The sequence below is a fragment of the Sphingomonas sp. 2R-10 genome, assembly GCF_030062225.1.
GTDB lineage: Bacteria > Pseudomonadota > Alphaproteobacteria > Sphingomonadales > Sphingomonadaceae > Sphingomonas.
The window spans coordinates 20,923-46,517 of record NZ_JASCXF010000033.1 but is presented as its reverse complement, the minus strand read 5'-3'; the positions used below and the strand labels follow the sequence as shown (position 1 = coordinate 46,517).

Genomic DNA, 25,595 nt, shown 5'->3' with positions numbered 1-25,595 from the left:
GGGGAGGAGGGATTTCCTCCGGCGGGGGTGGCGGCTCCTCGACGTCGAACGTCTCGGTATCCTCAGTCACCTTCTTCACATATTTGTAGGCAAGGCCGGAAATGAACGCATAACCGATCACGACGTGGAGAATCCCCACGATGATCAGCGCGACGATCCGGCCACTACCTGCTTTTTGGTCAGCGTAAGCCATTCAGCAACCAAACTCCTCTAGCCCGGTACATTGGGTCGGTCCGTCCGGCGGAAACCGGCACGCAACGACCGTCGTGTCCGGGGCTAACGCGGCATTCCGGACGCGATTGTCTATCGCGGCCTTTTAAACGACGCAAACGCTTTGTCGGACGAAACATTCGTACAATCGCGGCATTACCGAAATAAGTCTGTAACCACGGTTTTCCGCCGGTTAAGAGCAGTTGCATGAAGCGCAATCCCACCGCCGCATTTGTCCTGACCCTCGGTTTGATGGCGTGCGCGCCGGTTCTGGCCCGGCAGAACGCCCCGGCACCTGTTACCGCTACCGATGATTCGGTCGTTCCGTACGCCACGATCGCCCGGCTCGCGCTGGAGAGCGATATCGTGCTGGATGTAACGATTCGCTCGGTCGCACGGATCGCGCCGGCCGAGGCACCGGGGCTCGCGGCGGGGCATGTCCGCTTCTATGTCACCGCCGATGTCGGTGCGCTGATTCGGGCGGGCGGCCCCCTGCCCGCGCGGATCGGCTACCTCGTCGACATGCCGTTCGACCCGCGCGGGCGTGCGCCGAACCTTAAGCGGCAGCGGGCCATCGCCTTCGCCCGCGCCGTTGCCGGGCGTCCCGATCAGGTACAGTTGGTGACGCCCGACGCACAATTCATGTGGAGCCCGGCGCTCGACCAGCGCGTGCGCGATGTCGTGCGCGAGGTGATCGCCCCCGATGCGCCTCCCGCGATCGCCGGCGTCGGCAACGCCTTCCACGTTCCCGGTACGCTACCGGGCGAAGGCGAGACGCAGATCTTCCTCAAGACCGCGACCGGCAATCCGGTGTCGCTGCTGGTCCTGCGCCGACCGGGCGAGGAACGGCGCTGGGCGCTGTCGCTGGGCGACATCATCGACGAAGCCGGCGGCGCGCCGAAGCCGGACACGCTGGCATGGTATCGCCTCGCGTGCGGGCTGCCCGAGACGCTGCCCGAAGCGAGCCTGGCGTCGCAGGAAGACGCCAACGCGGCGATCGCGCGCGAGGATTATGCGTTCGTGCGCGAATCGCTCGGGCGGTGCGAGGACGGGCGCGCGGGATAGATACGCCGCGCGGGCGGACGCCGCGACCTGACCGGGGGACATTCGGCGTCGCGGACTCGACCGGACACCTGCTTCGTCATTCCGGAGCCGCTCGCCATTCACGGGCGGATCGTCACCCGGGCTCGACCTGGAGCCGATCGACATTCAGTTCGCCGGACGCAGGAATACCGTTCCATCCCCTTTCGTCACTCCCGCGCAGGCGGGAGTCCATCATCCGCCAGCGTCGCGAATCCAGCCGAAACGTCAGCGTCTATGGATTCCCGCCTGCGCGGGAAGGACGAAATCCTTTGGTCATCGCCAAATGTCGATCAGCCCCAGCGTTTGATCCGCTCATATTGAAACAGGCGTCATTCCGGCGAAGGCCGGGATCGCCGGGCGGTAGCGCGCAGCAGGCGCCGAGGGAGACCCCAGCCTTCGCTGGGGTGACGATTCCATGCGAATGAATCAAACTCCAGGGGTGACGGAAGGGGGATCGTTCAACCGGAAACGCCCATCGCCCGGCCGGACCGACTGACCGACTGACTGTCGATCTACCCTCGGTCGCGCGGCGCACGGTAGAGCGGCGGCCTATCGCGCCAGATGCACGAAATCGCGCTCGTATCGCACCAGCCCGGCGCCGCCGTCGACGAACAACAGCTGCCCCGTCGACGCCCCCGCCCCGGCAAGGAACAGCACCGCATCGGCGACCTGCCCCGCCGTGGGCAGCCGTTCGAGCGGCATCATCGCTGCCAGCCGGTCGAGCTGCCCCGCCGTATAGTCGCCCGTCGCGAGCGTCAGTCCGGGAGCGACGCCATTGACCCGCACCGCGGGGGCCAATGCCAGCGCCAGCGTCCGCGTCGCTTCGGCCAGCGCCTGTTTCGACAGGGTGTAGGCCAGCTGGTCGCGGTGTGGGTGCGCGATCCGCTGGTCGAGGATGTTGACCACCGCCCGCCCGCCCTGTCCGGCCAGCGCCGTCGCCAGCACGAACGGCGCTGCGGCGTTCACCGCGAAATGCGCGACCAGCGATTCGGGCGACGGCAGCGCGTCGTCGTCGGCACGAAAGCACGATGCGTTGTTCACCAGCAGGTCGACCCTCCGGCCGAAACGGGCCGCCACCGCCGGGATCAGCCCGGCCGTCGCCGCGCCGTCGCTCAGGTCGGCGGCGAAGCGTTCGCACCAGGCGCCCGCCGCCGCGATCCCCGCCACGACGGTCGCATCGGGATCGCCGTCCGCCGTCGCGTGCAACGCCACGTCATGCCCCGCCTGCGCCAGCCGCACCGCGATCACGCCGCCCAGCCGGCGGAAGCTGCCGGTGACCAATGCCAGCGGGCGGCTCACCGCCGATGCCGGACCATAGTGACGCCGATCGATTCGCCGGCCTCGGCAATGGCGAGCTTCACGATGCGGATCTGCACCCGCTGCACCCGCGGGTCGGAGAGGAACAGCGTGTCGGCGATATGATCGGCCACGCCCTCGATCAGCGTGAAGTGCACGCCCTGCGGCAGCGAGGTCGTCGCCGCTTCCTTCAGGTCCATATAGCTTTTCGACGCCGACAGCGGCGTGTCGGGGGTGAAGCGTTCGGGGCAGTCGAGGTCGACCGTCATCGAGATCCGCAACGGCTGCGGCAGATGGGTTTCCTCGGAATAGATGCCCGTCAGGACATGCACCTCGACATCATGAACTTCGAGCTGGAGCGAATCGCGCAAACGGCACCTGTCACAATAAGGGAATGGACGCGCGATAGCAGAAGGCGGCGGACACGTAAGCTGCCCGCATCTTCGTGCTTGTACCCGCCCCGCCGCGCGGTACAGGCGCGGGAACCGCATACCGAATGGACCAGCCTTGCCCGACCTGTCGCCGCTTTCCCGGATCGCCCCGCACGAGGTCGAAGCGCTGCTCGACGCGGCGTTCGGCACGGATCGCCATCGGCGTACGGCGTATCGGGTGCGCGCCGGGCTGAGTCCGATCACCGCGCTGAGCTTCGCGATGGTCGATGACGGACGGCTGGTCGGCGCGATCCAGTGCTGGCCGGTGCAGCTCGATGGCGACGACGGGGTGGCACTGCCGCTGGTGATGGTCGGCCCGGTGGCGGTCGCGCCCGACCGGCAGGGTTCGGGCATCGGCCGCGCGCTGATGGCGGAATCGATCGCGGCGGCGGGGGACGACGCCCTGCTGATGCTGGTGGGCGACCCCGATTATTATACCCGCTTCGGCTTCACCGCCGATCGGACCGGCGGCTGGCGGATGCCCGGCCCCTATGATGCGCATCGCGTCCTCGCCCGCGGCGGCGTGCCGATCGTATCGGGCATTCTCGCGCCGCGTGTCGCCCTGACCGCGTGACCCCTTGTCGGGGGCGGCGCGGCCGAGCTAACGGCATCCCATGTCCATGCAGCCCCCCAATGATTTCGCGTCGATGTCGCTTGCCGAGGTCGCCCGCCTCGCCGCCGAGGCGAAACTGCCGCCGGTCGAGCGCTGGAACCCGACGCATTGCGGCGACAGCGAGATGCGGATCGCCGCCGATGGCAGCTGGTTCCATCAGGGCAGCCCGATCACGCGCGCGGAAATGGTGCGGCTGTTCTCGACGATCCTGCGGCGCGAGCCCGACGGATCGCACGTGCTAGTGACCCCGGTCGAGAAGCTGTCGATCGTCGTCGACGACGCGCCGTTCGTCGCGGTCGAGGCGAAGCTGTCGGGCGAGGGCGAGCAGAGCCGGATCGCGTTCCGGCTGAACACCGACGAAGTGATCGTCGCCGATGCCGAGCATCCGATCCGGATCGAGGGCACGCCCGATGCTCCCCGCCCGTACCTGCGTGCGCGTGGCGGCATGGACGCGCTGATCGCCCGCGCCGTCTTCTACGAACTCGTCGACCGGCTGGTCGCCGGCCCCGACGGGGCGCAAGGGCTCTGGAGCGACGGCGCGTTCTTCCCCTTCGCCGCGGCATGATGCTTGGCCAACGGCTGCGCGAGCGGCTGGGCGCGCCGGCGGGGCCGCTGCTGATCGGCGACCTGAACGGCGAGGTGCCGATGCCGGAGCATGGCTGGCGACCGGCGGCGGTGCTGATCGCGGTGACCGACCGGACCGATCCGGGTGTGCTGCTGACCCAGCGGACCGGCGCGCTGCGCACCCATGCCGGACAGGTGGCGTTTCCCGGCGGCAGCATCGATCCGACCGATGACGGCGCGGTCGGTGCGGCGCTGCGCGAGGCGGCGGAGGAGATCGCGCTGCCCGCCGACAGCGCGGAGATCGTCGCGACGCTCGATCGCTATCATACCGTCACCGGGTTCGAGGTGACGCCGGTGCTGGCCGTCGTGCCGCCCGACCTGCCGCTGGCGCCGGCCCCGCTGGAGGTCGATGCGATCTTCGAAGTGCCGCTCGCCTTCCTGCTCGACGCCGCCAACCACGGGCTGGGCAGCCGGTGGTTCGAGGGGCGCGAACGGCATTATTACGAACTGGTTTTCGGCGAACGGCGCATCTGGGGTGCGACCGCGGCGATGATCGTCAACCTGGCGCAACGATTGAGATGGCCGTGACCGAACCCGCTACCCTGCCCCCCGCCGACTGGATGACACGCCCGGGGCTCGACCGGCTCGCCATCGCGCTGGGCGCGGATGGGGGGGCGGCGCGCTATGTCGGCGGGGCGGTGCGCGACACGCTGCTGGGGTTGCCGGTTTCCGACATCGACGTCGCGACGGTCCACCCGCCGCAGGAGGTCGTCCGCCGGTTGCAGGCGGCGGGGATCAGGGCGGTGCCGACCGGCATCGCGCACGGCACGATCACCGCCGTCGCCGACGGCACGGTCGTCGAGGTGACGACGCTGCGTCACGACGTCACCACCGACGGCCGCCATGCCGAGGTGGCGTTCACCGACGACTGGCAGGCCGATGCCGCGCGCCGCGACTTCACGATGAACGCGCTCTATGCCGATATGGGCGGTTACCGGCTGCACGACTATTTCGGCGGCGTCGCCGACCTGCGGGCCGGGCGGGTGCGCTTCATCGGCGACCCGCTGCGCCGGATCGCCGAGGATCACCTGCGCATCCTGCGCTTCTTCCGCTTCCTCGCCCGCTTCGGCGACACGCCCGATCCCGAAGGGTTGTCGGCGTGTATCGCCCGCGCCAACGACCTGATGGCCCTGTCGCGCGAACGGATCGCCGATGAACTGCTGAAGCTGCTGCTGGCGCAGGGTGCGGTGGCGGTGCTGCGGCTGATGACCAGCCATACGATCTGGCGACCGGTCCTGCCCGAGATCGACCTAGCGGGGATCGATCGGCTGGCGACGCTGGTCGCGGCGGAGGCGGCGGCGGGCATCGCCCCCGATCCGGTCCGCCGGCTGGCCGCGCTGCTCGATGCGGGCAATGCCGAGGGCGTGACCGCGCGCCTGAAACTGTCGAACGCCCAGCGCAAGCGGATTGCCACCGCGCTGGGCCACGATGCGGGCACCCCGTTCGAGCTCGGCTATCGACTGGGCATCGAGGGTGCGGTCGATCGGCTGCTGCTGGCCGGCGATGCGGACGCGGCGGCCGGGGTCGGTGGGTGGCAGCGCCCCGTCCTGCCGCTGTCGGGCGGCGCGCTGGTCGAACGCGGCCTCGCGCGCGGTCCCGATGTGGCGCGCGCGCTGCGGCAGGTCGAGGACCGGTGGATCGCGGAAGGCTTTCCCGACGCGACGCGCACCGCCGCGATCGCCGATGCGGTCGTGGCTCAGGCGTTGCGGTCGAGCAGCAGCTGATACGCCGCGTCGGCATCGACCGGCCGCGAATAGAAATAGCCCTGTCCGAACGCACAGCCGAGCGCCACCAGCGTATGCTCCAGCTCCTGCGTCTCGATCCCCTCCGCCGTGGTGCGCATTCCCAGCGCCTGCGCAAGGCTCAGGATCGCGCGGACGATCGCCACCTTGTCGCGGTCGGCCAGCATCCCCGTGATGAAGCTGCGGTCGATCTTCAGCTTGTCGATCGGCAGCTTCTGCAGATAGGCGAGGTTCGAATAGCCCGTGCCGAAATCGTCCATCGCGATGCTGGCGCCCAGCTCCTTGAGCGCCAGCATGGTGTGCAGCGTCCGGTCGGGATCGACGATGAACGCGCTCTCGGTCAGTTCGAGCGTGAAGCGGTCGCCGGTGAGACCGTGTCGCGCCAGCACGTCGGCGACCATCGCCTCGACATTGTCGCGCTGCAACTGGACCGCCGACAGGTTCACCGCCATCCGCGCGTCGCCGTGCCCGCCCAGGCGGCGGTCCCATTCGGCCAGCGTCCGCGCCGCCTCGTCCATCGCCCAGCGCCCCAGCGGCACGATCAGCCCCGATTCCTCGGCCACGGGAATGAACGCGGTCGGCGTAATCTCCTCGCCTTCCGGCGTCCGCCAGCGTGCCAGCGCCTCGAAACTGCTGATCCGCCCGTTCGACAGGTCGCAGATCGGCTGGAAGGCGAGGCGCAGTTGCCCCTCCTCCAGCGCATGGCGCAACCGGGTCTCGATCGAGAACTGGCTACGCACGATATCGAACAGATGCGGGCGATAGACCTCGGTCAGCCCGGTGCGCTTCGACCGTTTCACCGCGAACTGCGCGTGGCGGATCATGTCCTCCGCCTCGTCGTCCGCATCTTCGCCGAGCGCGATGCCGATCGAACATTCGACGCGGATGCTGAAGTCCGACAGCTGGAACGGCTGGACAAGTGCCTGTTGCAGCCGCCCGGCGACCAGCAGCGCGTCCCCGGTTCCCTCGCGCAGCCCCAGCAGAACGGCGAACTCGTCGCCACCGGTGCGGGCCAGCACGTCGCAGCCGCGCAGCACACCCTTCAACCGCCGCGCGACCGATATCAGCAGTTCGTCGCCCGATAGCGATCCCATGCACGCATTGACGCGGCTGAACCGGTCGAGGTTGACGACCAGCACCGCATATCGCGCGCGGTCCACCGCCACGATCATGTCCTCGACCATGTCGGCGAAGCCGGTGCGGTTGGGCAGGCCGGTGAGCGAGTCGGTGCTCATCTCGCGCCGCAGGCTGGTTTCGGTGCGTTGTTCGGGCGTCTGGTCGACCAGCGACATGATGCACCGTCGGACCCCGACCGATTCGGGGCGCCGCGCCAGCGTCACGTCGTAATGCCGGCTGTCCACCGCATCGCCGATTCGCAACGCCATGCGCCGCCGCAGGTCGGACGATTGCAGGAACGCGCCGATCCGCTCCGCCAGTTCGTCGAGCAGCGCGGCGCGCCCCTGCGCCGTCGAAAACCCGGCGGCACGGAAGGCGGCGTTCACCAGCTCGAACCGCACCAGGTCATCGTCGGCCAGCGCGATGACCGCCGTCGGCACGGGTAACAGATCGAGGATCGGTTCGCGCGGGTCGACAGCCAGCGGCACGACATCGGCGGGCGCGCACGTGCCAGCCGGAATCTCACCGGAAAGCGGTTGCGACCTGAACGCCGAAAGGATCTGCCGACCGAAAGCCATTGACCGCGGTATGGCGCATGGAAGTTAAAAGCTTCTGAAATCGAATACGCTATGATTGCGATCGTTATCAGAAGCGATTGTCGCGCGGAAATCCGTTGGGCGGCATCCGTCCGGCCGCCCCGCGCGCCGCGCGCCATGGCGACAGGTCGCTTTCGGTGCGCATCCGCCCCGTCTCGCCGCCCATCGTCCAGTGCAGCCCGTCGGCGAAGCGCAGCGTACGCGCGTCGGACAGGCCGCCGTCGCGGAACCGCTGCAACTGCACGCCCTGCCCGCGTGCCATCTCGGCCAGTTCGCTCAAGGGAAACAGCACCAGTTTCCGGTTGTCGCCGATCGACGCGACGTAATCGTCCTGCGCGCCGATCGGCCGCACGACTTTCAGCTTCGCGCCTGGACGCGGCGACATCACCTGCTTGCCCTTGCGCGTCTCCGCCAGCACATCCGCCACGCGCACCGCAAAACCCCGTCCGTCGGTAGCCGCCAGCAGCAGCCGGTCCGACGACGCCGCGCGCCACAGGCCGACGATCCGCGCATCGCCGTCGAGGTCGATCATCGCCCGCACCGGCTCGCCGAAGCCGCGCCCGCCGGGCAGCTTGTCCGCGCCCAGCGTATAGAATCGCCCGCCATCGGTCGTCAGCAACAGCTTGTCGGTGGTGTGCCCGTGAAAGGCGAAGGCGGGGCCGTCGCCTTCCTTGAACCGTGCGGTGTCGGCAGAGGCGAGGTCGACATGCCCGCGCAGCGCCCGCACCCAGCCGCGCTGCGACAGGATGACGGTCAGCGGCTCGCGCTCGATCATCGCCTCCGCCGGAATCTCGCGCGCGGGGGCGGCTTCCTCGATCGTGGTGCGCCGCCGGCCGAGCGTCGTTTCGCTGCCATAGCGGTCGCGCATCTTCGTCAGGTCGCGCTTCATCCGCGTCCGCTGCCGTGCCTCGCTCGACAGCAGCAGCGTCAGGTCGGCCTGCTCCTTCTCCAGCTTCGACCGCTCGCCGCGGATTTCCATTTCCTCCAGCTTGCGCAAACTGCGCAGCCGCATGTTCAGGATCGCCTCCGCCTGCCGGTCGGTCAGGTCGAATTCGGCGATCAACACCGGCTTCGGCTCGTCCTCGGTGCGGATGATCGCGATCACCCGGTCGAGATTGAGATAGGCAGCCAGATAGCCGTCGAGCAGTTCGATCCGGTCGGCGATCTTCGCCAGCCGATGCTCGCTGCGCCGGCGCAGCACGACGAACTGATGGTCGACCCACGCCTTCAGCGCCTCGCGCAGCGACATGACCCGCGGCGTGCGATCCTTGTCGAGCACGTTGAGGTTCAGCGGCACCCGCGTTTCCAGATCGGTCAGCCGGAATAGTCCGTCCATCAGCACGCCCGCGTCCACGGTACGGCTGCGCGGTTCGAGGACGATGCGGATCTCGGCATCCGATTCGTCGCGGACGTCGGTCAGGATCGGCAGCTTCCTGTCGTTGATGAGGGCGGCGATCTGTTCGATCAGCTTGCCCTTCTGCACCCCGTACGGGATTTGCGTCACGACGATCTGCCAGCCGCCGCCCTTCTCGCGCTCGATCTCGTGCCGCGCGCGCACGCGAAACCCGCCGCGGCCGGTGGCATAGGCTTCCCGGATCGCGGCGGGGGGATCGACGACGATGCCCCCCGTCGGGAAATCGGGGCCGCGGACATGCGCCAGCACCGCCGCGTCGTCCGCCTCGGGCTGATCGACCAGCACGATCGCGGCATCGAACAGTTCGGCGGCGTTGTGCGGCGGCACGCTGGTCGCCATGCCGACCGCGATCCCGCTGGCGCCGTTGGCCAGCAGGTTCGGGAACATGCCGGGGAACAGCTCGGGCTCCTGCTCCTCGCCATTATAGGTCGGGCGGAAATCGGTCGCATCCTCGTCGAGGCCGGCCATCAGGTCGATCGCGACCTGCGTCAGCCGCGCCTCGGTATAGCGGTACGCCGCGGCGTTATCGCCGTCGATGTTGCCGAAATTGCCCTGCCCGTCGACCAGCGGATAGCGCAGCGCGAAGTCCTGCGCCAACCGGACCATCGCGTCATAGACCGACTGGTCGCCATGCGGATGGTATTTGCCGATCACGTCGCCGACGACGCGCGCGCATTTCTTGTACCCCGACGCCGGGTCGAGCTTGAGCAACCGCATCGCCCACAGCAGGCGACGATGTACTGGCTTCAACCCGTCGCGCACATCGGGCAACGACCGCGCGGTGATCGTCGACAGCGCGTAGACGAGGTATCGTTCGGACAACGCGCTGTCGAACGGTGCATCGAACACGCCGATCGGCGTTATCGGGTCGGTCAGATCACTTGCCATCGGCGATGCGATAGCAGGGGTTGCCGCCCCCCGCGAGAGGCGAATTGGAACGAACCGGGATCAGGCCGCCTGCAACCCCTGTCCCGCCGCGCACGGCAGCTTGCCGTCGCACAGTTCGAGGACGTCGGCGACGATCGACTGCCATTCGGCATCCTCCATCTCGATCAGCCCGAACAGCCGCATCAGGAACGCTCCCTCCATCGCCAGAAAGGCGAGGCGCAGCCAGCGCCCCTCGGGCGTCGACAGGTCGATCGCATCGACCCGGTTGCGATACCACCTGCGGATCTGGAGCATGTGCTGCGGCGAATTGAGCAGCGACACCAGCAGGCTGGGGGCACGACGCCGCGAGCGGTTGTCATAGTCGGCGGCATAGGCGATATGCGCCCGGACCCGCGAAGCGTCATCGTCCGCCGTTGCGCCCAGATCGATCATGTGCGCGGCATAATCCTGCTGCCATCGTTCGAACATCGCCGCGATCAGCGATTCCTTGCTGCGAAAGCTGTATTGCACGCCGCCGTTGGTAATGCCCATCTGCTCGGCCACCGCGGCGATGGTCAGTCCGGCAGGTCCCTTCTCCATCGTTACCGCCTCGGCGGAGTCCAGCAGCTTGTCTCGTTCGATCGTACGAATGCGTCCCACGTCATACCCCCTCGGGGCCACCGACCGGTAGCCTTGCCATCCCCGTTCCGTCCTTACCCCGCGCACGGAAAGCGCACAAATTGATTATACGATATTACACCCGATTGTCGTGTCCGTCCGGAATGTTGCAAGGATGGCGGCATGACACCACCCCGCCAGACCCCCTCGCCCCGGGTCCCGATGCAATGGCCGGACCTGACCGGCCGGCCGCGCCCCGAACCCGATCGCGGCTTCGCCTACGGACCGGACCGGTTGCAGACCGTCGACCTGTGGCTGCCGTCAGGGCAGCCGGCGGACCGCTGGCCGACGGTATTGATGGTGCATGGCGGGTGCTGGCAGAGTTCGATCGCCGACCGCCGGCTGATGGACTGGGCCTGCGCCGACCTGCGCGACGCCGGGATCGCGGTGTGGAACATCGAGTATCGCGGGGTCGACCGCGACGGCGGCGGCTATCCCGGCACGTTCCGCGACGCCGCCGCCGCGAGCGACCTGTTGCGCGTCCATGCCGACGACCTTCGCCTCGACCTGTCGCGGATCGTCGCGGTCGGTCATTCGGCGGGCGGCCATCTCGCGCTGTGGCTGGCGGCGCGGCCCCGCCTGCCCGCCGCCAGCCCGCTCGTCACGCCCGATCCCCTGCCGATCGCCCATGTCGTCAGTCTGGGTGGCCTGCCCGACCTCGCGGCGGTCGCGGCGAGCCCGGACAATGGGTGCGGCACCGACGTGATCGCACGGCTCGTCGGCGACGGCCCGGATCGCTTCGCCGACACCTCGGTCCCCCGCCTGCTGCCGATCGGCGTGCCCGCCGACCTGCTGAACGGACGCGAGGACCGGATCGTACCGGCACGCATGGCCCCCGCCTATGCCGCCGCGGCCCGCGCCGCCGGCGACCGGGTGGCGCTGCACGCGGTCGGCAATACCGGCCATGTCGAACTGATCTCGCCCGGCACGCCCGCCTGGACCAAGGCGGTCGAACTGGTGCGTAAGGCTCTCGTTCCAGCTGCTCGACCGCCCGCTCTGCCACACGCTTGACGATCTGCCCCATTTGCGCCACATTTCAGCCTCAATTAAGGCAGAGGTGGCGTATGCGTAACCGGGCTTTCGTTCTGACGGTGCTGCTCCTTGCCGGATGCAGCAAGGCGCCCGGCGATCATGGGGAACCGACCGCCCCCGGCGTCGACGTCACCGCCGCCCCGGGCGTCGCCTTCACCTATCGCTACGGCTTTCGCCTGCCCGCCGGACGGATCGCGGCGGTGCAGGAGGCCCATGCCGCGGCGTGCGAACGACTGGGCATCGCGCGCTGCCGGATCACGGCGATGCGCTATACCCGCAGCGAGGATAACGACATCTCGGCGCTGCTCGGCTTCTCGCTCGCCCCCGACCTCGCCCGCACCTTCGGCCGCGACGGCATTCGCGGGGTCGAGGCGGCGGAGGGCATGCTGCTCGATTCCGAGATCACCGGCGAGGATGCGGGGGCAAAGATCGACCAGCTGGCGCAGGCGCGCGACGCCGCGGTCGCCGATCGCGCCGCGATCGACGCGCGCAGCAACGCCACCACGCGGGAGGCACGCGCCGAACTCGAACGGCAGCGCGCGTCCGCGACGGGATCGGAACGCGACGCCGCGGCCGCGATCGCCGAACAGCGCGCGGCGCTGGCCGCGACGCCGGTGACGTTCGAATATCGCTCGGGCGAGGCGATCCGCGGCTTCGATCCGGCATCCCCCTTCACCCGCGCCGCTGACCTGTCGCTGGCCTCGGCGCGCTGGACGATCGGCACCGCGTTGGCGCTGTTCGGCCTCGCGCTGCCGCCGTTGCTGCTGGTGCTGCTGGTGCTGCTGGGACTTTGGGCATGGCGCCGTGCCCGCCGCTTCCTGCCGGGACAGGTCGCCCCCGCCACCTGATTGCGTGGGGCCGCCCCATCCGCTATGCGGCGGCTTTCCGCACGGGCCGGACCACGCGTCGGGACCCCACGCCGTTTTCGAAGGGAATCGCATGGCTCGCCGCCGCCAGATCTACGAAGGCAAGGCAAAGATCCTGTACGAGGGTCCGGAGCCTGGCACGCTCATCCAGTATTTCAAGGACGACGCTACCGCCTTCAACGCCCAGAAAAAGGGTACGATCAACGGCAAGGGCGTGTTGAACAACCGGATTTCCGAGCATGTCTTCACCATGCTCGGCAATATCGGCGTGCCGACGCACTTCATCCGCCGCCTCAACATGCGCGAGCAGCTGATCCGGCAGGTGGAGATCGTGCCGATCGAGGTCGTGGTACGCAACGTCGCCGCCGGTTCGATCAGCAAGCGGCTGGGGATCGAGGAAGGGCAGCAGCTGCCCCGCACGATCATCGAATATTATTACAAGGACGACGCACTCGGCGATCCGATGGTGTCGGACGAACATATCCTGTGCTTCGGCTGGGCGGCGCAGGACGAATTACACGAGATGGCCGACATGGCGATCCGGGTGAACGACTTCCTGTCGGGACTGTTCGCCGGGATCAACATCCGGCTGGTTGACTTCAAACTCGAATTCGGCCGCATCTGGGACAACGACTTCAGCCGCATCATCCTTGCGGACGAAATCAGCCCGGACGGTTGCCGCCTGTGGGACATGACCACCAACGAAAAGCTCGACAAGGACCGATTCCGCCGCGACCTCGGCGGCGAGGTCGAGGCCTATCAGGAAGTCGCCCGCCGCCTGGGCCTGATGCCCGAAGGCGCGGACTCGGCTGTGCTCGACCTCGAAACGCATCGCAAGAAGCGCGAGAAGTAGGGGCGGATTCGACCAATAGCGTCACCCCGGCGCAGGCTGGGGTGACGCGGTAGTCGGTGTGGCATCTCGCCCAATTTGGCGATATGCCACGCCGAACCCTCAGCCCCGCGCGAACAGCGCCGGATCGAGCGCCATTACCGCATCGGCCCCGCCCTCGATCTTGCGCCGGAGCGCCCCGGTGTCCGGAAGGACCCGCTCGGCATAGAAGCGTGCGGTCACCCGCTTGCCCTCGACGAATTTCGGATCGCCCTTGCCCGACGCCGCCAGCGCTTCCGCCGCGGTCAGCATGCGCAGCCACATCAGACCCGTCGCGACGATGCCCATGACGTGCATGTACGAATGCGCGCCCGCGCCGACATGGTCGGGATTCTGCATGCCGTTGCCCATGAACCACATCGTCGCCGCCTGCAGGTCCTTGAGGCCCCGCTCCAGCCGTTCGGCGAAGTCGCGCGTCGCGTCCGAACCCTTGGCGGTGGCGATCTCCTCGCCGACGATGCGGAAGAAGTGCTGGACCGCGCGGCCGCCGTTCTGCGCCAGCTTGCGCCCGACGAGGTCCATCGCCTGCACGCCGTTGGTGCCTTCGTAGATCATCGCGATCCGGGCATCGCGGACATATTGCTCCATGCCCCATTCGGCGATGTAGCCGTGCCCGCCATAGACCTGCTGCGCGTTGGTCGCGATGTCATAACCCTTGTCGGTGCCATAGCCCTTGATGACCGGGGTCAGCAGCGAGACGAGGTCGTCGGCCAGCTCTCGCTCGGCCGCATCGGTGCTCATATGCGCGAGGTCGACCTGCAACGCACCCCACAGGCACAGCGCACGGAGGCCCTCGGTCAGCGCCTTGCCCTCCATCAGCATCCGGCGGACGTCGGGATGGACGAACAGCGCATCGGCCTTTTCCTCCGGTTCCGCCGGTCCGGTCAGCGCCCGTCCCTGCCGCCGGTCGCCGGCATAGATCACCGCATTCTGATATGCGGTTTCCGCCACGCCCAGCCCCTGCAACCCCACGCCCAGCCGCGCCGCGTTCATCATGATGAACATCGCCGCCAGCCCCTTCATCTCGTCGCCGACCAGCCAGCCCTTCGCCCCGTCATAGTTCAGGACGCAGGTCGAATTGGCGTGGATGCCCATCTTGTGCTCGATCGAGCCGCAGGTCACCGGGTTCCGGTCGCCCAGCGATCCGTCGTCGTTCACCAGGAACTTCGGCACGACGAACAGCGAAATCCCCTTCGAGCTTTCCGGCGCGCCCGGCGTCTTGGCGAGGACGAGGTGAATGATGTTGTCGGTCAGGTCATGCTCGCCCGACGAGATGAATATCTTCGTGCCCGTGATCGCCCATGACCCGTCGTCGTTGGGCACCGCGCGCGTCTTGATGAGGCCGAGGTCGGTGCCGCATTGCGACTCGGTCAGGTTCATGGTGCCGCCCCATTCGCCCGACACCATCTTCGGGACGTACCGTTGCTGCTGCTCGGGCGAACCCTTCACCAGCAGCGCGGCGATCGCGCCGTGGGTAAGGCCCGGATACATCGCAAACGCCATGTTGGCGGAGATCAGATATTCCTCGAACGCGGTCGCCACGACATGCGGCATCGCCTGCCCGCCGAACTGCTCGGGCGCCGACAGCGTGCCCCAGCCCGCTTCGACGAACTGGCGGTACGCGTCCTTGAACCCGTCGGGGGTCGTCACGCTGCCATCGGCATGACGGGTGCAGCCCTGCTGGTCGCCCGACGCGTTCAGCGGGAACAGCACCTCCGCCACGAAGCGGCCACCCTCTTCCAGCACCGCCTCGACCGTGTCGGGGGTCGCATTGGCAAAGCCCGGCAGCGCGGCATGGTCGCCGATCTTCAGGACATGGTCGAGGATGAAACGGGTGTCGCGGACGGGCGGGGTATAGCTGGGCATCGGGTCAATCCTTCTCCGGGGACGCGCCCTCTGTCGGGGCGGTGGAATGGGGGAGCGCTTCGATCGTGGATACGAAGTCGCCGAGTTCGGCGATCGCCGCGTCGATGTCGCGGCGCTGGTTTTCGAGGAAGGCGATGCGGTCGCGGCATTTCTGCACCGTCACCTGCCGCTGCACGACGCGACCGTCGCCGATGTCGTACAGGTCGATCATCTCGCGGATATCGGCGAGGCTGAACCCCACCCGCTTGCCGCGCAGGATCCACGCCAGCCGCACCCGGTCGCGCTGCGAATAGATGCGCGCCAGCCCGCGGCGTTCGGGCGCGATCAGGCCTTCGTCCTCGTAGAAGCGCAGCGCCCGCGCGGTGACGCCGAAGTCGTTGCACAGGTCGGTGATCGAGAAACGATCGGTCTCGCTCGACTCGGCGCTGTCGGTCAGGGTAACCACCATACCGCAAACGCTAGTTTACGTTGACGTGAACGTCAAATTTCCTCCGCCGAAGTGGTCGCGGGCGGACACTCGACCCGCCTCGGCTGCTTGCGCCTGACCGCGGTCGTCGCGAACTCGGCCGCGTCCAGCGCACCGTCGCGGCCCTTGTCGGCGGTCGCGAACTTCGTGGTCGTCTTGGCCGCCCATTCGTCGAAGCTCAGCCGCCCGTCGCCATTGGTGTCGAGCTTCGCATAGGCCTTGCGTCGCGACGCCAGATATTCGTCGCGGGTGACGCGCCCGTCGCGATCCTTGTCATAACGGTCGAACCGCTTCTGCTCGCGGGTTCGCGCGGTCGCCGCCGGCGGATCGCCCGGATCGGCTTCGCCAGCTTGCCCGGGCGCCGCGGCGACGGCCGCGGGCGGCGGCGGCAGCGTTTCGGTCGCCGCGTTGCTGCGGAACAGGAACAATCCGGCGGCGACCAGCGCCAGTGCCGCCCCTACGCCTGCCAAGAATCGCCCCATCGCCCTGTCCCCCGTCACCTGCCCGCAACGTTACACCGCAAGGCTCAGCGCCCGGCAAGCCCGAACCACAACAGCCGCGCCGCCCGCTTCGGCCCGCCCGCCGGCACCCCCGCCAGGTCCATCCGCGCCGACAGCGCCATCAGCCCCAGCGGTTTCGCCACGCCTGTCAGCGGGCCGGCCAGCGCGTCGCGTGCCATCGCCTCGGCCCGCCCGCGCGCCGTCGCATCCTCCACGCGGTGCGACAGGTCGGCCAGCGCCCAGCCGCGCCCCGGCCGCTCCGCCCGCATCGGCTCGCCGCCCAGCACCCGCGCGGCGAGCGTGAACAGCCGCCCGCCCCGTTCCGCCGCGAACCGCCCGAGCGCGACATCGTCCAGCGCCTCCTCCTCGATCAGCACGTCCCAGCCGGCAACCATCTCCGCCAGTTCCGTCCCGCGTACCCCGCGTGGCAGCACCCTGTCGGCCAGCGTCACCAGCTCGGACATCGCCGGCGGCGCGTGGGTATCGAGCTTGACGAGTTGTTCACGCCACCATGCCAGACGGATTTGGCCCAGCGCGGGCTGCGTGGTGGATGCGACGACCTCCCCCAGCGCGGCGTCGAGCATCAGCAGCGCCGCCAGCGCGGCACGGCGCCCGTCATCGGGGGCATAGGCCAGGGCCAGCGTACGTTCCGAGTCATTTTGCATCGGCCCGGTGAGCCCGCCTCTTAAACATCCGTCAACCCCGATGGTGCATGAAAGCCTGTGAAATGCGCGGGGTCCGCCCCGGCGCGACTGGGGACAGGCGGGAATGAACGGATCGACGGGCGTGGTTGCGGAAAGACAGCCGGGGGGCATCCTCGGCCGGCTGGCCCGCGACCGCCGCGGCAACACGCTGGCGATGATGGCGATCGCGCTCATCCCGCTGGTCGGCATGGCCGGATCGGCGATCGACACCGCGCGCGTCTATTATGTGAAGGTGCGTCTGCAACAGGCCTGTGATGCGGGCGTGCTGGCCGGCCGCAAGTTCATGGACGGCACCGATTTCAACACGAACGCGCAGCGACAAGCGCAGGCGTTCTTCGCGAACAACTTCAAGACCGGCATGATGGGATCGCAGTCCCCGTCCTTCGTTCCCGTACGGACGGTCGAAAACCAGGTGGCGGGTACCGCCAGCGCAACGGTGCCGATGACGTTGATGAAGATGGCCGGCTTCGCGCCGGTGACCGTCTCGGTCGCGTGCGAAGCCAAGCTCGAGATTCCGAATCTCGACATCATGTTCGTGCTCGATACCACCGGATCGATGGCCGACACCAACCCGGGGGACAGCGCGAACAAGATCACCGGGCTGCGCAATGCCGTCATCAATTTCTACGACACGGTGGAATCCGCCAAGAAGTCGGGGACGCAGGTCCGCTATGGCGCGGTCCCGTATTCGTCCAACGTCAATGTCGGGCTGCTGCTCAAGCCCGAATGGGTCGCCGACAAATGGACCTACCAGTCGCGTATTCCCGATGGCACGACCACGTCCACTTCCACGACGACCGACAATGCCGACTATGTCTGGTACAAATGGAGCGGATGGACACGGCAGAGCGGGAACTCGGGCCAGCGCAACTGGCGGGGATCGAACGAAAACTGTGTGGCGCCTGCCAACACCTACGGGGAACAGTGGAAAAGCGATCCGTGGCAGCCCGCGCCCAACAACGAATATACCCAATACACCACGGCACGCGCGAACGGCAGCACCTATTGGGCAAGCATTTCGAATGGTGTCTGCACCATCTACGAAAACTGGTATGACAATGTCGTCCAGACCCGGACCGATTATTACAAGCGAAACCCGAACAAGGGCAAGAAGACCACCACCACCACTACTGTCTACAACTGGCAATATCGTCCGGTGGAATATGATGTCCGGCCGTTGAAGGGCAACGGGCAAACGGTCAGCGGCGGCAAGATCAGCGTACAGGTTGGCGACAACCACAAGTTCCGCGACGTATCGTGGAACGCCGTTTCCGCGTGCATCGAAGAACGACAGACCGTCAAGCAGGACACCTATCCCACCATTCCGACAGCGGCGTACGACCTTGACGTCGACATGATTCCGACCTCGGACCCGGCGACCCAGTGGAAACCGTGGCTGCCGGAGCTGGTCTATGCCCGGCAAGACATAAACAACTGGCAGACCCAGACCATAACGACGAGTGCGAACTACACGAACATCGGCGATTACAACGCCAACGGCAACCGCCTGGCATATTGCCCCAGCCCGGCACAGCGAATGCAGATGGTCAATCGCGGCAATCTGGTCAGCTTCGTGAATACCCTGACGGTCGGCGGTGCCACGCACCATGACATCGGCTTTCTGTGGGGACTGCGCCTCATGTCGCCGACCGGGCTGTTCGCCAGCGACAACGTGGCACCCGGCGGCAGCCAGATCTCGCGCCACCTGATCTTCATGACCGATGGCCAGACCGATACCAGCCGTCAGGTCTACGAAGCCTATGGCTTGTCGGCGCTCGATCAGCGCCGGACCAGCGGGATGCCGACCGACACGCAACAGAACACGATCGTCGCCAATCGCCTGTCCGCGCTGTGCGACGTCGCGCGTCGCAAGAACATCACCGTCTGGGTCATTGCCTTCGGCACTACCCTGTCGCCGATGCTCAGCAATTGCGCGTCGGACGGCCGCGCGTTCGAGGCGAGCAATACCGCCCAGCTCAACAATGCCTTCAGCAATATCGCCGCCCAGATCGCCAAGCTGCGGGTGTCGCGGTGAAGCGGTTCGCCCGCGACGCCCGCGGTGCGACGCTGGTCGAATTCGCGCTCGTCGCGCCGGTGATGATGCTGTTGCTCATGGGTCTGTTCGACCTGTGCTACCGCGCCTATATGCAGGCGGTGCTGACCGGCGCGGTGCAGGCGGCGGGACGGCGCGGAACGCTGGAAGGGAACGCGTCGACCGCGGCCACCGCGACGCTCGATGCGGCGGTCATCGCGCAGGTGCGCCCGATCGCCCGGAACCTCCAATGGCAGAGCGACCGCAAATATTACCGCAGCTATTCGACCATCAGCGCGGAACCGTTCGACGATGCGAACCACAACAACCGGTATGATCCGGGCGAATGCTATACCGACGTCAACAACAACATCCGGTGGGACGCCGATCCGGGCAGCAGCGGACAGGGCGGCGCCAACGACATCACCGTCTATACGATGACGGTCACCTATCCCCGGCTGTTTCCGCTGACCGCGATGATGGGCCTGCCCGACAAGCAGTTCATCAGCGCCAGTACCCGGCTGAAGAACCAGCCCTATGGGTCGCAGGCGTCCAGCGCGCCCGAGACGCGGTGCGGATGATGCGGCACCCCTTCCCCTTCCGCGCCCTGCTGCGCGAGCGCCGCGCCGTGGCGATGATGGAGTTCGCGCTCTCGCTGCCGATCGTCCTGCCGATCGGGCTGTACGCGATCGAGCTGTCCAATTTCGGCGTGCAGCAGTTGCGCCTGAGCCAGGCCACGCTGACGCTGGCCGACAACATTTCGCGCGTCGGCGTCGACACCACCATGGCGACGCAGCAACTGCGCGAGGTCGACATCAACGAAGTGATCGAGGGGCTCCGCCGCCAGACGGCGAACCTCGCGCTGACGACCAACGGCCGTGTCACCATCTCCAGCCTCGAGGTGAAGAACGGCGCGCAATGGATCCACTGGCAGCGTTGCGTCGGACTGAAGCAGGGGCTGAACTATGATTCCAGCTACGGCGTACAGGGCGCTGGCGGGGCGGCGGGCGGGGCGTTCCGCGGGATGGGCGACCCGACGCAGCCCGTCACCGCCCCGGCCAACTCGGCGGTGATCTTCGTCGAGGTGAACTACGACTATCAGCCCCTGATCTCGCCCTATTTCCTCGGGCAGAAGCGGCTGCGGCAGACCGCCTCCTACATCGTGCGCGACAATCGCGAGCTGTCGACCGGGGTGACCGATCCCACGCCGCAGGCGCCCGAGCGCATGACCTGCGATCGCTACACGACCTGAGCGGCGACGCACCACCACCCGAACGCAGAAGGGGCCGGCATCGCCATCACGCGATACCGGCCCCGTTCCGTTTGCCCGTCCGGACAGGTGCCTACTTGTAGGTCACCTTCTTCACCGCCTCGACCACCTTGTCGCTGGTAATCAGCGCCAGCTTTTCGAGGTTGGCGGCATAGGGCAGCGGCACGTCCTCGTTGGTGACGCGCAGCACCGGCGCGTCGAGGTCGTCGAAGCCCTGCTCCATCACCACCGCGGCGATTTCCGACGCGATCGAGCAGGTCGGCCAACCTTCCTCGACCACGACCAGCCGGTTGGTCTTCTTCAGCGACTTCAGCACAGTTCTGGTGTCGAGCGGACGCAGCGTGCGCAGGTCGATGACCTCCGCGTCGATGCCTTCGCCGGCCAGCTTCTCGGCGGCCTCGAGCGCAAGGCCTACGCCGATCGAGTAGCTGACGATCGTCACGTCCTTGCCCGGCTTCATGATCCGCGCCTTGCCGATCGGCAGGACGAAATCGTCGAGCTTGGGCACGTCGAACGACCGGCCGTACATAAGCTCGTTTTCAAGGAAGACGACCGGATCGGTCGAACGGATCGCCGCCTTCAGCAGCCCCTTCGCATCGGCCGCATCATAGGGCGCGATCACGATCAGGCCGGGAACGCTGGCGTACCACGGACCATAGTTCTGCGAATGCTGCGCGCCAACTCGGCTGGCCGCGCCGTTGGGACCGCGGAACACGATCGGGCAACGCATCTGGCCGCCCGACATGTAATTGGTCTTGGCCGCCGAATTGATGATGTGGTCGATCGCCTGCATGGCGAAGTTGAACGTCATGAACTCGATGACCGGCCGCAACCCGCCCATCGCCGCGCCGGTGCCGATGCCGGCAAAGCCGTACTCGGTGATCGGCGTGTCGATGACGCGACGGTCGCCGAATTCGGCCAGCAACCCTTGAGTGACCTTGTACGCGCCCTGATATTCGGCGACTTCCTCGCCCATCACGAACACGCGGTCGTCGGCCCGCATTTCCTCGGCCATCGCGTCGCGCAGCGCGTCGCGGACCGTGGTCTTGACCATCTCGGTCCCTTCCGGGATTTCCGGGCTGGTCTCGCCTTCCTGGTCGGCGGCGTCGAACAGCTGGCGGGCGCCGGTCTCGGCATGCTGCTGCGATGTGCCTTCGGGGGCCGGCGGCGCCTTGTCGTCGTTCTTCTCGTCGGCCTTGGGCTGTGCGGCGGCCGCTTCGCCGGCACGCGCCTCGGTCGGCTGCGCCGATCTGGCGGCGTCGACGTCCTCGCCCTCCGCAGCGATGATCGCGATCACCGCGCCGACCTTCACGTTATCGGTGCCCTCGGCGACGACGATCCGGGCGATCGTGCCCTCGTCGACCGCCTCGAATTCCATCGTCGCCTTGTCGGTCTCGATCTCGGCCATGATGTCGCCCGACTTGACCGTGTCGCCTTCCTTGACGAGCCACTTGGCCAGCGTGCCTTCTTCCATCGTGGGCGACAGCGCCGGCATCTTCAGTTCGATCGGCATCTCAGTAGCTCTCCACCAGCACGTCGGTGTACAGTTCTTCCGGGTTCGGTTCGGGCGCGCTCTCGGCGAAGTTCGCCGCGTCGTTCACCACCTTGCGGATGTCCTGCTCGATGGTCTTCAGATCGGCTTCCGTCACGCCGGCGGCTTCCAGCTCGCGCTTCAGCCCCTCGATCGGGTCGGACTTGTCGCGCACCGCCTGTACTTCATCGCGGCTGCGATACTTGGCCGGGTCCGACATCGAATGCCCGCGATAGCGATAGGTCTTCATCTCGAGGATGATCGGCCCCTTGCCGCTGCGCACCCATTCGAGCGCCGTTTCGGCGGCACCGCGGCATGCCAGCACGTCCATGCCGTCGACCTGGATGCCGGGAATGCGGAAGCTCTCGCCGCGCTTGTACAGCTGGTCCTCGGCCGAGGCGCGGTTGACGCTGGTGCCCATGGCGTACTGGTTGTTCTCGATCACGAAGATGATCGGGAGCTTCCACAGCTCGGCCATGTTGAACGATTCGTACACCTGACCCTGGTTCGCGGCGCCATCGCCGAAATAGGCCATGCACACGCCGCCATCGTTCGCATACTTGTGCCCGAACGCGAGGCCCGCGCCCAGCGACACCTGCGCGCCGACGATGCCGTGGCCGCCATAGAATTTATGCTCGGTCGAGAACATGTGCATCGACCCGCCCTTGCCGCGGCTGATGCCGGCCTCGCGCCCGGTCAGTTCGGCCATGATGACCTTGGGATCGATGCCATAGGCCAGCATGTGGCCGTGGTCGCGGTAGCCGGTGATGACCGAATCCTTGCCGGATTCCAGCGCCGACTGCAGGCCGACCGCGACCGCTTCCTGACCGATATACAGGTGGCAGAAACCACCGATCAGGCCGAGGCCGTACAACTGCCCCGCCTTCTCTTCGAAACGACGGATCAGCAGCATTTCCTTGTAGAAGGAAAGCAGTTCCTCTTTCGACGCTTCGTACCGCTGTGGCTCCCCCGGCCGTTCGCGATTGGGAATGACGGGTTCGCTGGTGCGGCCTTGCGCCGGTGCTTTTGCCACGGTTCGGATGCCTCGTTCCTGAAAGGATGGGTTAGGAGCGCCGCCTATGGCGCGATTTGCCGGCCCGCGCAACCAACCGGGACCGCCTTCCGTACCGGAATCAGTCGTCCAGCCGGATTCCGCAGCGCGATCGCGCCGCCGCCTCGCCGGTGATCGGCACGATGAATTCATCCGGATGCGCGACGTTCAGCTTCCGCCGGACCAGTTCGTCGACCATGTCCGGATCGGCATGGCGCGGGTCGAGCAACTCCACCCGGTTGCGCAGGTCGGCACGCACCTTTTCGAGGCAGGCATATTGCGCCTTCCGCGTCGTCAGCTTGCGCTGATATTCGCGATACGCCAGCACCCCGTTCGGCCCCAGCACGGCGTGATAGGCGAAGAATCCCATCACTAGGATCACCAGCGCGGGCCATCCGGCACGCTTGAGCATCTGGCGCAGGGGAGAAGAACGCGGCATGTCCGCGTATGTCGGGGATCGCCCCGTCCCACGCAAGCCGTCTCGACACCGACCGGAGCCGATATGCACCTTCTCCACGACCCGGCGCAGACGACCGCGCCGACCGACTTCGACACCTTCCTGCAGGTCGACATCCGCGTCGGCACGATCCTGTCGGCCGAACCCTATCCGCAGGCACGCAAGCCCGCGATCAAGCTGACGATCGATTTTGGCCCGGTCATCGGCGTGAAGCGATCCAGCGCACAGATCACAGAACTTTATGATTGCGCAACGCTGGTCGGGCGACAGGTCGCGGCGGTGGTCAACTTCCCGCCGCGCCAGATCGGGAAGTTCGTGTCGGAGGTGCTGACGCTGGGCTTTCCGGACGAGGCCGGCGCGGTCGTGCTGTTCGCGCCCGATCAGCGCGTGCCGGACGGCGGGCGGCTGTTCTGATCCGGACGGCGGCTATTCCCGCTGCATCCGGTCGTCGGGATGCTTGTCGCGATGTTCGACATATTCGACCAGCATGCCATCCCCGTGTCGGACGAGCATGTTGTGCCCTGAGGGCACCGCCTTGACCGGCTCGACGACCGTGGCGCCGATCGTCGGCAGATGGCGCTGCCAGGCGGCGATATCCTCGACCAGGAACGTCATCTCGGTGGCGACGAACGGCGCCAGTGCAGCCTTGCTGCCACCGATCAGCAGCAGATTGCCGACCTGCGCCAGCTTCAGCTGCATTTCGGGATAATCGAACCGCCGTCGCGCATCCTGCCCGATCAATTTCTCGTAGAATGCGACCGCCGCGTCGAACCCGTCGAGCGGCAGGCATTTGCGGGAGAGAATATTGCAGATGCGCATCGACCGCGTTCTCATCGCAAGTTCGGGAACGGGGCGCAAAATGCCCCGTTCCCGCACGTGAATCAACGCAGGATCGACCGCCCCGCATAGCGTGCCGCGCCGGCCAGCTCTTCCTCGATGCGGATCAGCTGGTTGTACTTGGCGAGCCGGTCCGAACGGGCCAGCGACCCGGTCTTGATCTGGCCGCAGTTCGTGGCGACCGCCAGATCGGCGATCGTCGCGTCCTCGGTTTCGCCTGAACGGTGCGACATGACCGCGGTATAGCGGTTGCGCTGCGCGAGGTTCACCGCCTCCAGCGTTTCGCTGAGCGTGCCGATCTGGTTGACCTTCACCAGCAGCGAATTGGCGAGGCCCTGCTCCAGACCCATCGCCAGCCGCTTCGGGTTGGTGACGAACAGGTCGTCGCCGACCAGCTGGACCTTGTCGCCGATCTTGTCGGTCAGCGCCTTCCAGCCTTCGAAATCGTCCTCGCCCATGCCGTCCTCGATCGACAGGATCGGGTAGCGCGCCGCGAGGTCGGCGAGGTAATCTGCCATTTCGTGCGGGGAAAGCGACTTGCCCTCGCCGACCATCTCGTACCGGCCGCCCTTGAAGAATTCGGTCGCCGCGCAATCCAGCGCCAGCATCACGTCCTCACCCGGCTTGTACCCGGCGCGCTCGATGCTCTGCATGATGAAGTCAAGCGCGTCGATCGTGCTGTTCAGCGCCGGGGCGAAGCCGCCCTCGTCGCCGACCGACGTCGACAGGCCCTTTTCCGACAGGCCCTTCTTGAGCGTGTGGAAGATTTCCGAACCACAGCGGACCGCCTCGGCGATGCTGTCGGCGCCGACCGGCATCACCATGAATTCCTGGAAATCGATCGGGTTGTCGGCATGTTCGCCGCCATTGATGATGTTCATCATCGGCACGGGCAGCAGATGTGCCGACACGCCGCCGACATAGCGGTACAGCGGCAGGCCGCGGGCATCCGCCGCCGCCTTGGCCACCGCCAGGCTGACGCCGAGGATCGCGTTCGCGCCCAGACGTCCCTTGTTCTCGGTCCCGTCGAGCTGGATCATCGCCTCGTCGATGTCGCTCTGGTCCTCGGCATCCATGCCCAGCACCGCTTCGGCGATGTCGCCGTTCACCGCCTCGACCGCGCCCAGCACGCCCTTGCCCAGATAGACCGACTTGTCGCCATCGCGCTTCTCGACCGCTTCGTGTGCGCCGGTCGACGCGCCCGACGGGACCGCGGCACGGCCGAAGCTGCCATCTTCCAGCAGCACATCGACCTCGACGGTCGGGTTGCCGCGGCTGTCGAGAATCTGGCGGCCATGCACCTGAATGATTGCGGTCACGTAACGACTCCTTCTATCGCCGTGGGAACGGCCTGATCGCGGTCCCTCTATCCATTCGGGCAGCCCCTCGCAAATCCTCTCCGCCCGACGGAACCGCGTCGATGC

Annotated in this window: 26 protein-coding genes and 1 pseudogene; 12 read left to right on the top strand and 15 right to left on the bottom strand. The window is 67.1% G+C overall.

The annotated features are described in order from the left end of the window. A pseudogene (locus tag QLH51_RS15080) lies at nt 1–193 on the bottom strand (energy transducer TonB); the annotation flags it as partial. A gap of 224 nt (nt 194–417) precedes the next feature. Here QLH51_RS15080 and QLH51_RS15075 point away from each other — a divergent pair. Continuing rightward, a complete protein-coding gene (locus QLH51_RS15075) occupies nt 418–1,275 on the top strand; it encodes a hypothetical protein (protein WP_206429214.1) in 858 nt (285 codons plus the stop codon). A 567-nt stretch (nt 1,276–1,842) separates the two neighbouring features. Here QLH51_RS15075 and QLH51_RS15070 read toward each other — a convergent pair. Then, nucleotides 1,843–2,592: an SDR family oxidoreductase gene (locus QLH51_RS15070; RefSeq protein ID WP_125660853.1), complete on the bottom strand. Its 750-nt coding sequence runs from the start codon at nt 2,590–2,592 to the stop codon at nt 1,843–1,845. Next, the gene (locus tag QLH51_RS15065) at nt 2,589–2,960 is read right to left on the bottom strand and encodes a dihydroneopterin aldolase (protein ID WP_125660850.1); all 372 of its coding nucleotides are present in this window, start codon (nt 2,958–2,960) and stop codon (nt 2,589–2,591) included. Before QLH51_RS15065 ends, QLH51_RS15070 begins: the two co-directional genes overlap by 4 nt. A 136-nt stretch (nt 2,961–3,096) precedes the next feature. On the opposite strand from QLH51_RS15065, the gene QLH51_RS15060 reads away from it, so the two are divergent. Genes QLH51_RS15060 through QLH51_RS15045 form a run of 4 tightly spaced genes read left to right on the top strand, consistent with a single transcriptional unit; the run spans nt 3,097 to nt 5,981 of the window. Continuing rightward, a complete protein-coding gene (locus QLH51_RS15060; protein WP_125660848.1) occupies nt 3,097–3,594 on the top strand; it encodes a GNAT family N-acetyltransferase in 498 nt (165 codons plus the stop codon). Nucleotides 3,595–3,634: 40 nt separating this feature from the next. After that, complete coding sequence (locus QLH51_RS15055; protein WP_125660845.1) at nt 3,635–4,198, top strand: DUF1285 domain-containing protein; 564 nt, start codon at nt 3,635–3,637, stop codon at nt 4,196–4,198. Further along, the gene (locus QLH51_RS15050) at nt 4,195–4,785 is read left to right on the top strand and encodes a CoA pyrophosphatase (protein WP_125660842.1); all 591 of its coding nucleotides are present in this window, start codon (nt 4,195–4,197) and stop codon (nt 4,783–4,785) included. Before QLH51_RS15055 ends, QLH51_RS15050 begins: the two co-directional genes overlap by 4 nt. Before the next feature lie 32 nt (nt 4,786–4,817). Then, nucleotides 4,818–5,981, top strand: coding sequence for a CCA tRNA nucleotidyltransferase (locus QLH51_RS15045; RefSeq protein WP_125660875.1), 1,164 nt, complete (start codon nt 4,818–4,820; stop codon nt 5,979–5,981). Here QLH51_RS15045 and QLH51_RS15040 read toward each other — a convergent pair. The 3 genes from QLH51_RS15040 to QLH51_RS15030 form a co-directional block, all read right to left on the bottom strand. Further along, nucleotides 5,954–7,555 carry a putative bifunctional diguanylate cyclase/phosphodiesterase gene (locus QLH51_RS15040; protein WP_206429212.1) on the bottom strand — a complete coding sequence of 534 codons (1,602 nt, stop codon included), beginning with the start codon at nt 7,553–7,555 and terminating at the stop codon, nt 5,954–5,956. The two genes, QLH51_RS15045 and QLH51_RS15040, sit on opposite strands and share 28 nt — an antisense overlap. Nucleotides 7,556–7,760: 205 nt before the next feature. Then, nucleotides 7,761–10,013, bottom strand: a complete 2,253-nt coding sequence (gene parC, locus QLH51_RS15035) for a DNA topoisomerase IV subunit A (protein ID WP_125660835.1) — start codon at nt 10,011–10,013, stop codon at nt 7,761–7,763. A 60-nt stretch (nt 10,014–10,073) separates the two neighbouring features. After that, nucleotides 10,074–10,652 (bottom strand): TetR/AcrR family transcriptional regulator, encoded by a 579-nt coding sequence (locus QLH51_RS15030; RefSeq protein WP_125660832.1) that lies wholly within the window; start codon nt 10,650–10,652, stop codon nt 10,074–10,076. 141 nt (nt 10,653–10,793) lie between these two features. On the opposite strand from QLH51_RS15030, the gene QLH51_RS15025 reads away from it, so the two are divergent. From QLH51_RS15025 to purC, 3 genes are all read left to right on the top strand, one after another. Continuing rightward, the gene (locus QLH51_RS15025; RefSeq protein WP_206429211.1) at nt 10,794–11,681 is read left to right on the top strand and encodes an alpha/beta hydrolase; all 888 of its coding nucleotides are present in this window, start codon (nt 10,794–10,796) and stop codon (nt 11,679–11,681) included. Between the two features lie 53 nt (nt 11,682–11,734). Continuing rightward, complete coding sequence (locus QLH51_RS15020; RefSeq protein WP_125660829.1) at nt 11,735–12,550, top strand: hypothetical protein; 816 nt, start codon at nt 11,735–11,737, stop codon at nt 12,548–12,550. Nucleotides 12,551–12,641: 91 nt separating this feature from the next. Beyond that, complete coding sequence (gene purC, locus QLH51_RS15015) at nt 12,642–13,421, top strand: phosphoribosylaminoimidazolesuccinocarboxamide synthase (RefSeq protein WP_125660827.1); 780 nt, start codon at nt 12,642–12,644, stop codon at nt 13,419–13,421. A gap of 99 nt (nt 13,422–13,520) precedes the next feature. Here purC and QLH51_RS15010 read toward each other — a convergent pair whose 3' ends face one another. Genes QLH51_RS15010 through QLH51_RS14995 form a run of 4 tightly spaced genes read right to left on the bottom strand, consistent with a single transcriptional unit; the run spans nt 13,521 to nt 16,954 of the window. Then, nucleotides 13,521–15,323: an acyl-CoA dehydrogenase C-terminal domain-containing protein gene (locus QLH51_RS15010; protein ID WP_125660824.1), complete on the bottom strand. Its 1,803-nt coding sequence runs from the start codon at nt 15,321–15,323 to the stop codon at nt 13,521–13,523. 4 nt (nt 15,324–15,327) lie between these two features. Then, nucleotides 15,328–15,771 (bottom strand): MerR family transcriptional regulator, encoded by a 444-nt coding sequence (locus QLH51_RS15005; RefSeq protein ID WP_125660821.1) that lies wholly within the window; start codon nt 15,769–15,771, stop codon nt 15,328–15,330. A gap of 32 nt (nt 15,772–15,803) precedes the next feature. Beyond that, nucleotides 15,804–16,271, bottom strand: coding sequence for an EF-hand domain-containing protein (locus tag QLH51_RS15000; protein WP_125660818.1), 468 nt, complete (start codon nt 16,269–16,271; stop codon nt 15,804–15,806). A 44-nt stretch (nt 16,272–16,315) separates the two neighbouring features. Next, complete coding sequence (locus QLH51_RS14995; RefSeq protein ID WP_125660815.1) at nt 16,316–16,954, bottom strand: hypothetical protein; 639 nt, start codon at nt 16,952–16,954, stop codon at nt 16,316–16,318. A gap of 103 nt (nt 16,955–17,057) precedes the next feature. Between QLH51_RS14995 and QLH51_RS14990 the strand changes: the two genes are divergently transcribed. Genes QLH51_RS14990 through QLH51_RS14980 form a run of 3 tightly spaced genes read left to right on the top strand, consistent with a single transcriptional unit; the run spans nt 17,058 to nt 20,277 of the window. Continuing rightward, nucleotides 17,058–19,028: a TadE/TadG family type IV pilus assembly protein gene (locus QLH51_RS14990; protein ID WP_206429209.1), complete on the top strand. Its 1,971-nt coding sequence runs from the start codon at nt 17,058–17,060 to the stop codon at nt 19,026–19,028. Continuing rightward, on the top strand, nt 19,025–19,606 hold the full coding sequence (locus QLH51_RS14985) for a TadE/TadG family type IV pilus assembly protein (RefSeq protein ID WP_206429208.1): 582 nt from the start codon (nt 19,025–19,027) through the stop codon (nt 19,604–19,606). The genes QLH51_RS14990 and QLH51_RS14985 overlap by 4 nt, the downstream gene beginning before the upstream one ends. Further along, a complete protein-coding gene (locus QLH51_RS14980) occupies nt 19,603–20,277 on the top strand; it encodes a TadE/TadG family type IV pilus assembly protein (RefSeq protein ID WP_206429207.1) in 675 nt (224 codons plus the stop codon). The genes QLH51_RS14985 and QLH51_RS14980 overlap by 4 nt, the downstream gene beginning before the upstream one ends. A gap of 91 nt (nt 20,278–20,368) precedes the next feature. Here the strand turns inward: QLH51_RS14980 and QLH51_RS14975 are convergent, their stop codons facing one another. The 3 genes from QLH51_RS14975 to QLH51_RS14965 all read right to left on the bottom strand — a co-directional run bounded on the left by QLH51_RS14975 (nt 20,369) and on the right by QLH51_RS14965 (nt 23,316). After that, entirely contained in the window at nt 20,369–21,808 is a 1,440-nt protein-coding gene (locus tag QLH51_RS14975; protein WP_125660813.1) for a pyruvate dehydrogenase complex E1 component subunit beta, read from the bottom strand. A gap of 1 nt (nt 21,809) precedes the next feature. Then, nucleotides 21,810–22,859, bottom strand: coding sequence for a pyruvate dehydrogenase (acetyl-transferring) E1 component subunit alpha (gene pdhA / locus QLH51_RS14970; RefSeq protein WP_125660809.1), 1,050 nt, complete (start codon nt 22,857–22,859; stop codon nt 21,810–21,812). A gap of 100 nt (nt 22,860–22,959) precedes the next feature. Further along, nucleotides 22,960–23,316, bottom strand: a complete 357-nt coding sequence (locus QLH51_RS14965; protein WP_125660806.1) for an FtsB family cell division protein — start codon at nt 23,314–23,316, stop codon at nt 22,960–22,962. Between the two features lie 63 nt (nt 23,317–23,379). Between QLH51_RS14965 and QLH51_RS14960 the strand changes: the two genes are divergently transcribed. Further along, entirely contained in the window at nt 23,380–23,748 is a 369-nt protein-coding gene (locus QLH51_RS14960; RefSeq protein WP_125660804.1) for a tRNA-binding protein, read from the top strand. Between the two features lie 12 nt (nt 23,749–23,760). On the opposite strand, the gene QLH51_RS14955 is transcribed toward QLH51_RS14960, so the two are convergent. Beyond that, nucleotides 23,761–24,153, bottom strand: a complete 393-nt coding sequence (locus QLH51_RS14955) for a VOC family protein (RefSeq protein ID WP_125660801.1) — start codon at nt 24,151–24,153, stop codon at nt 23,761–23,763. A 62-nt stretch (nt 24,154–24,215) separates the two neighbouring features. Further along, nucleotides 24,216–25,490: a phosphopyruvate hydratase gene (gene eno / locus QLH51_RS14950; protein WP_125660799.1), complete on the bottom strand. Its 1,275-nt coding sequence runs from the start codon at nt 25,488–25,490 to the stop codon at nt 24,216–24,218. Nucleotides 25,491–25,595: the final 105 nt, after the last annotated feature.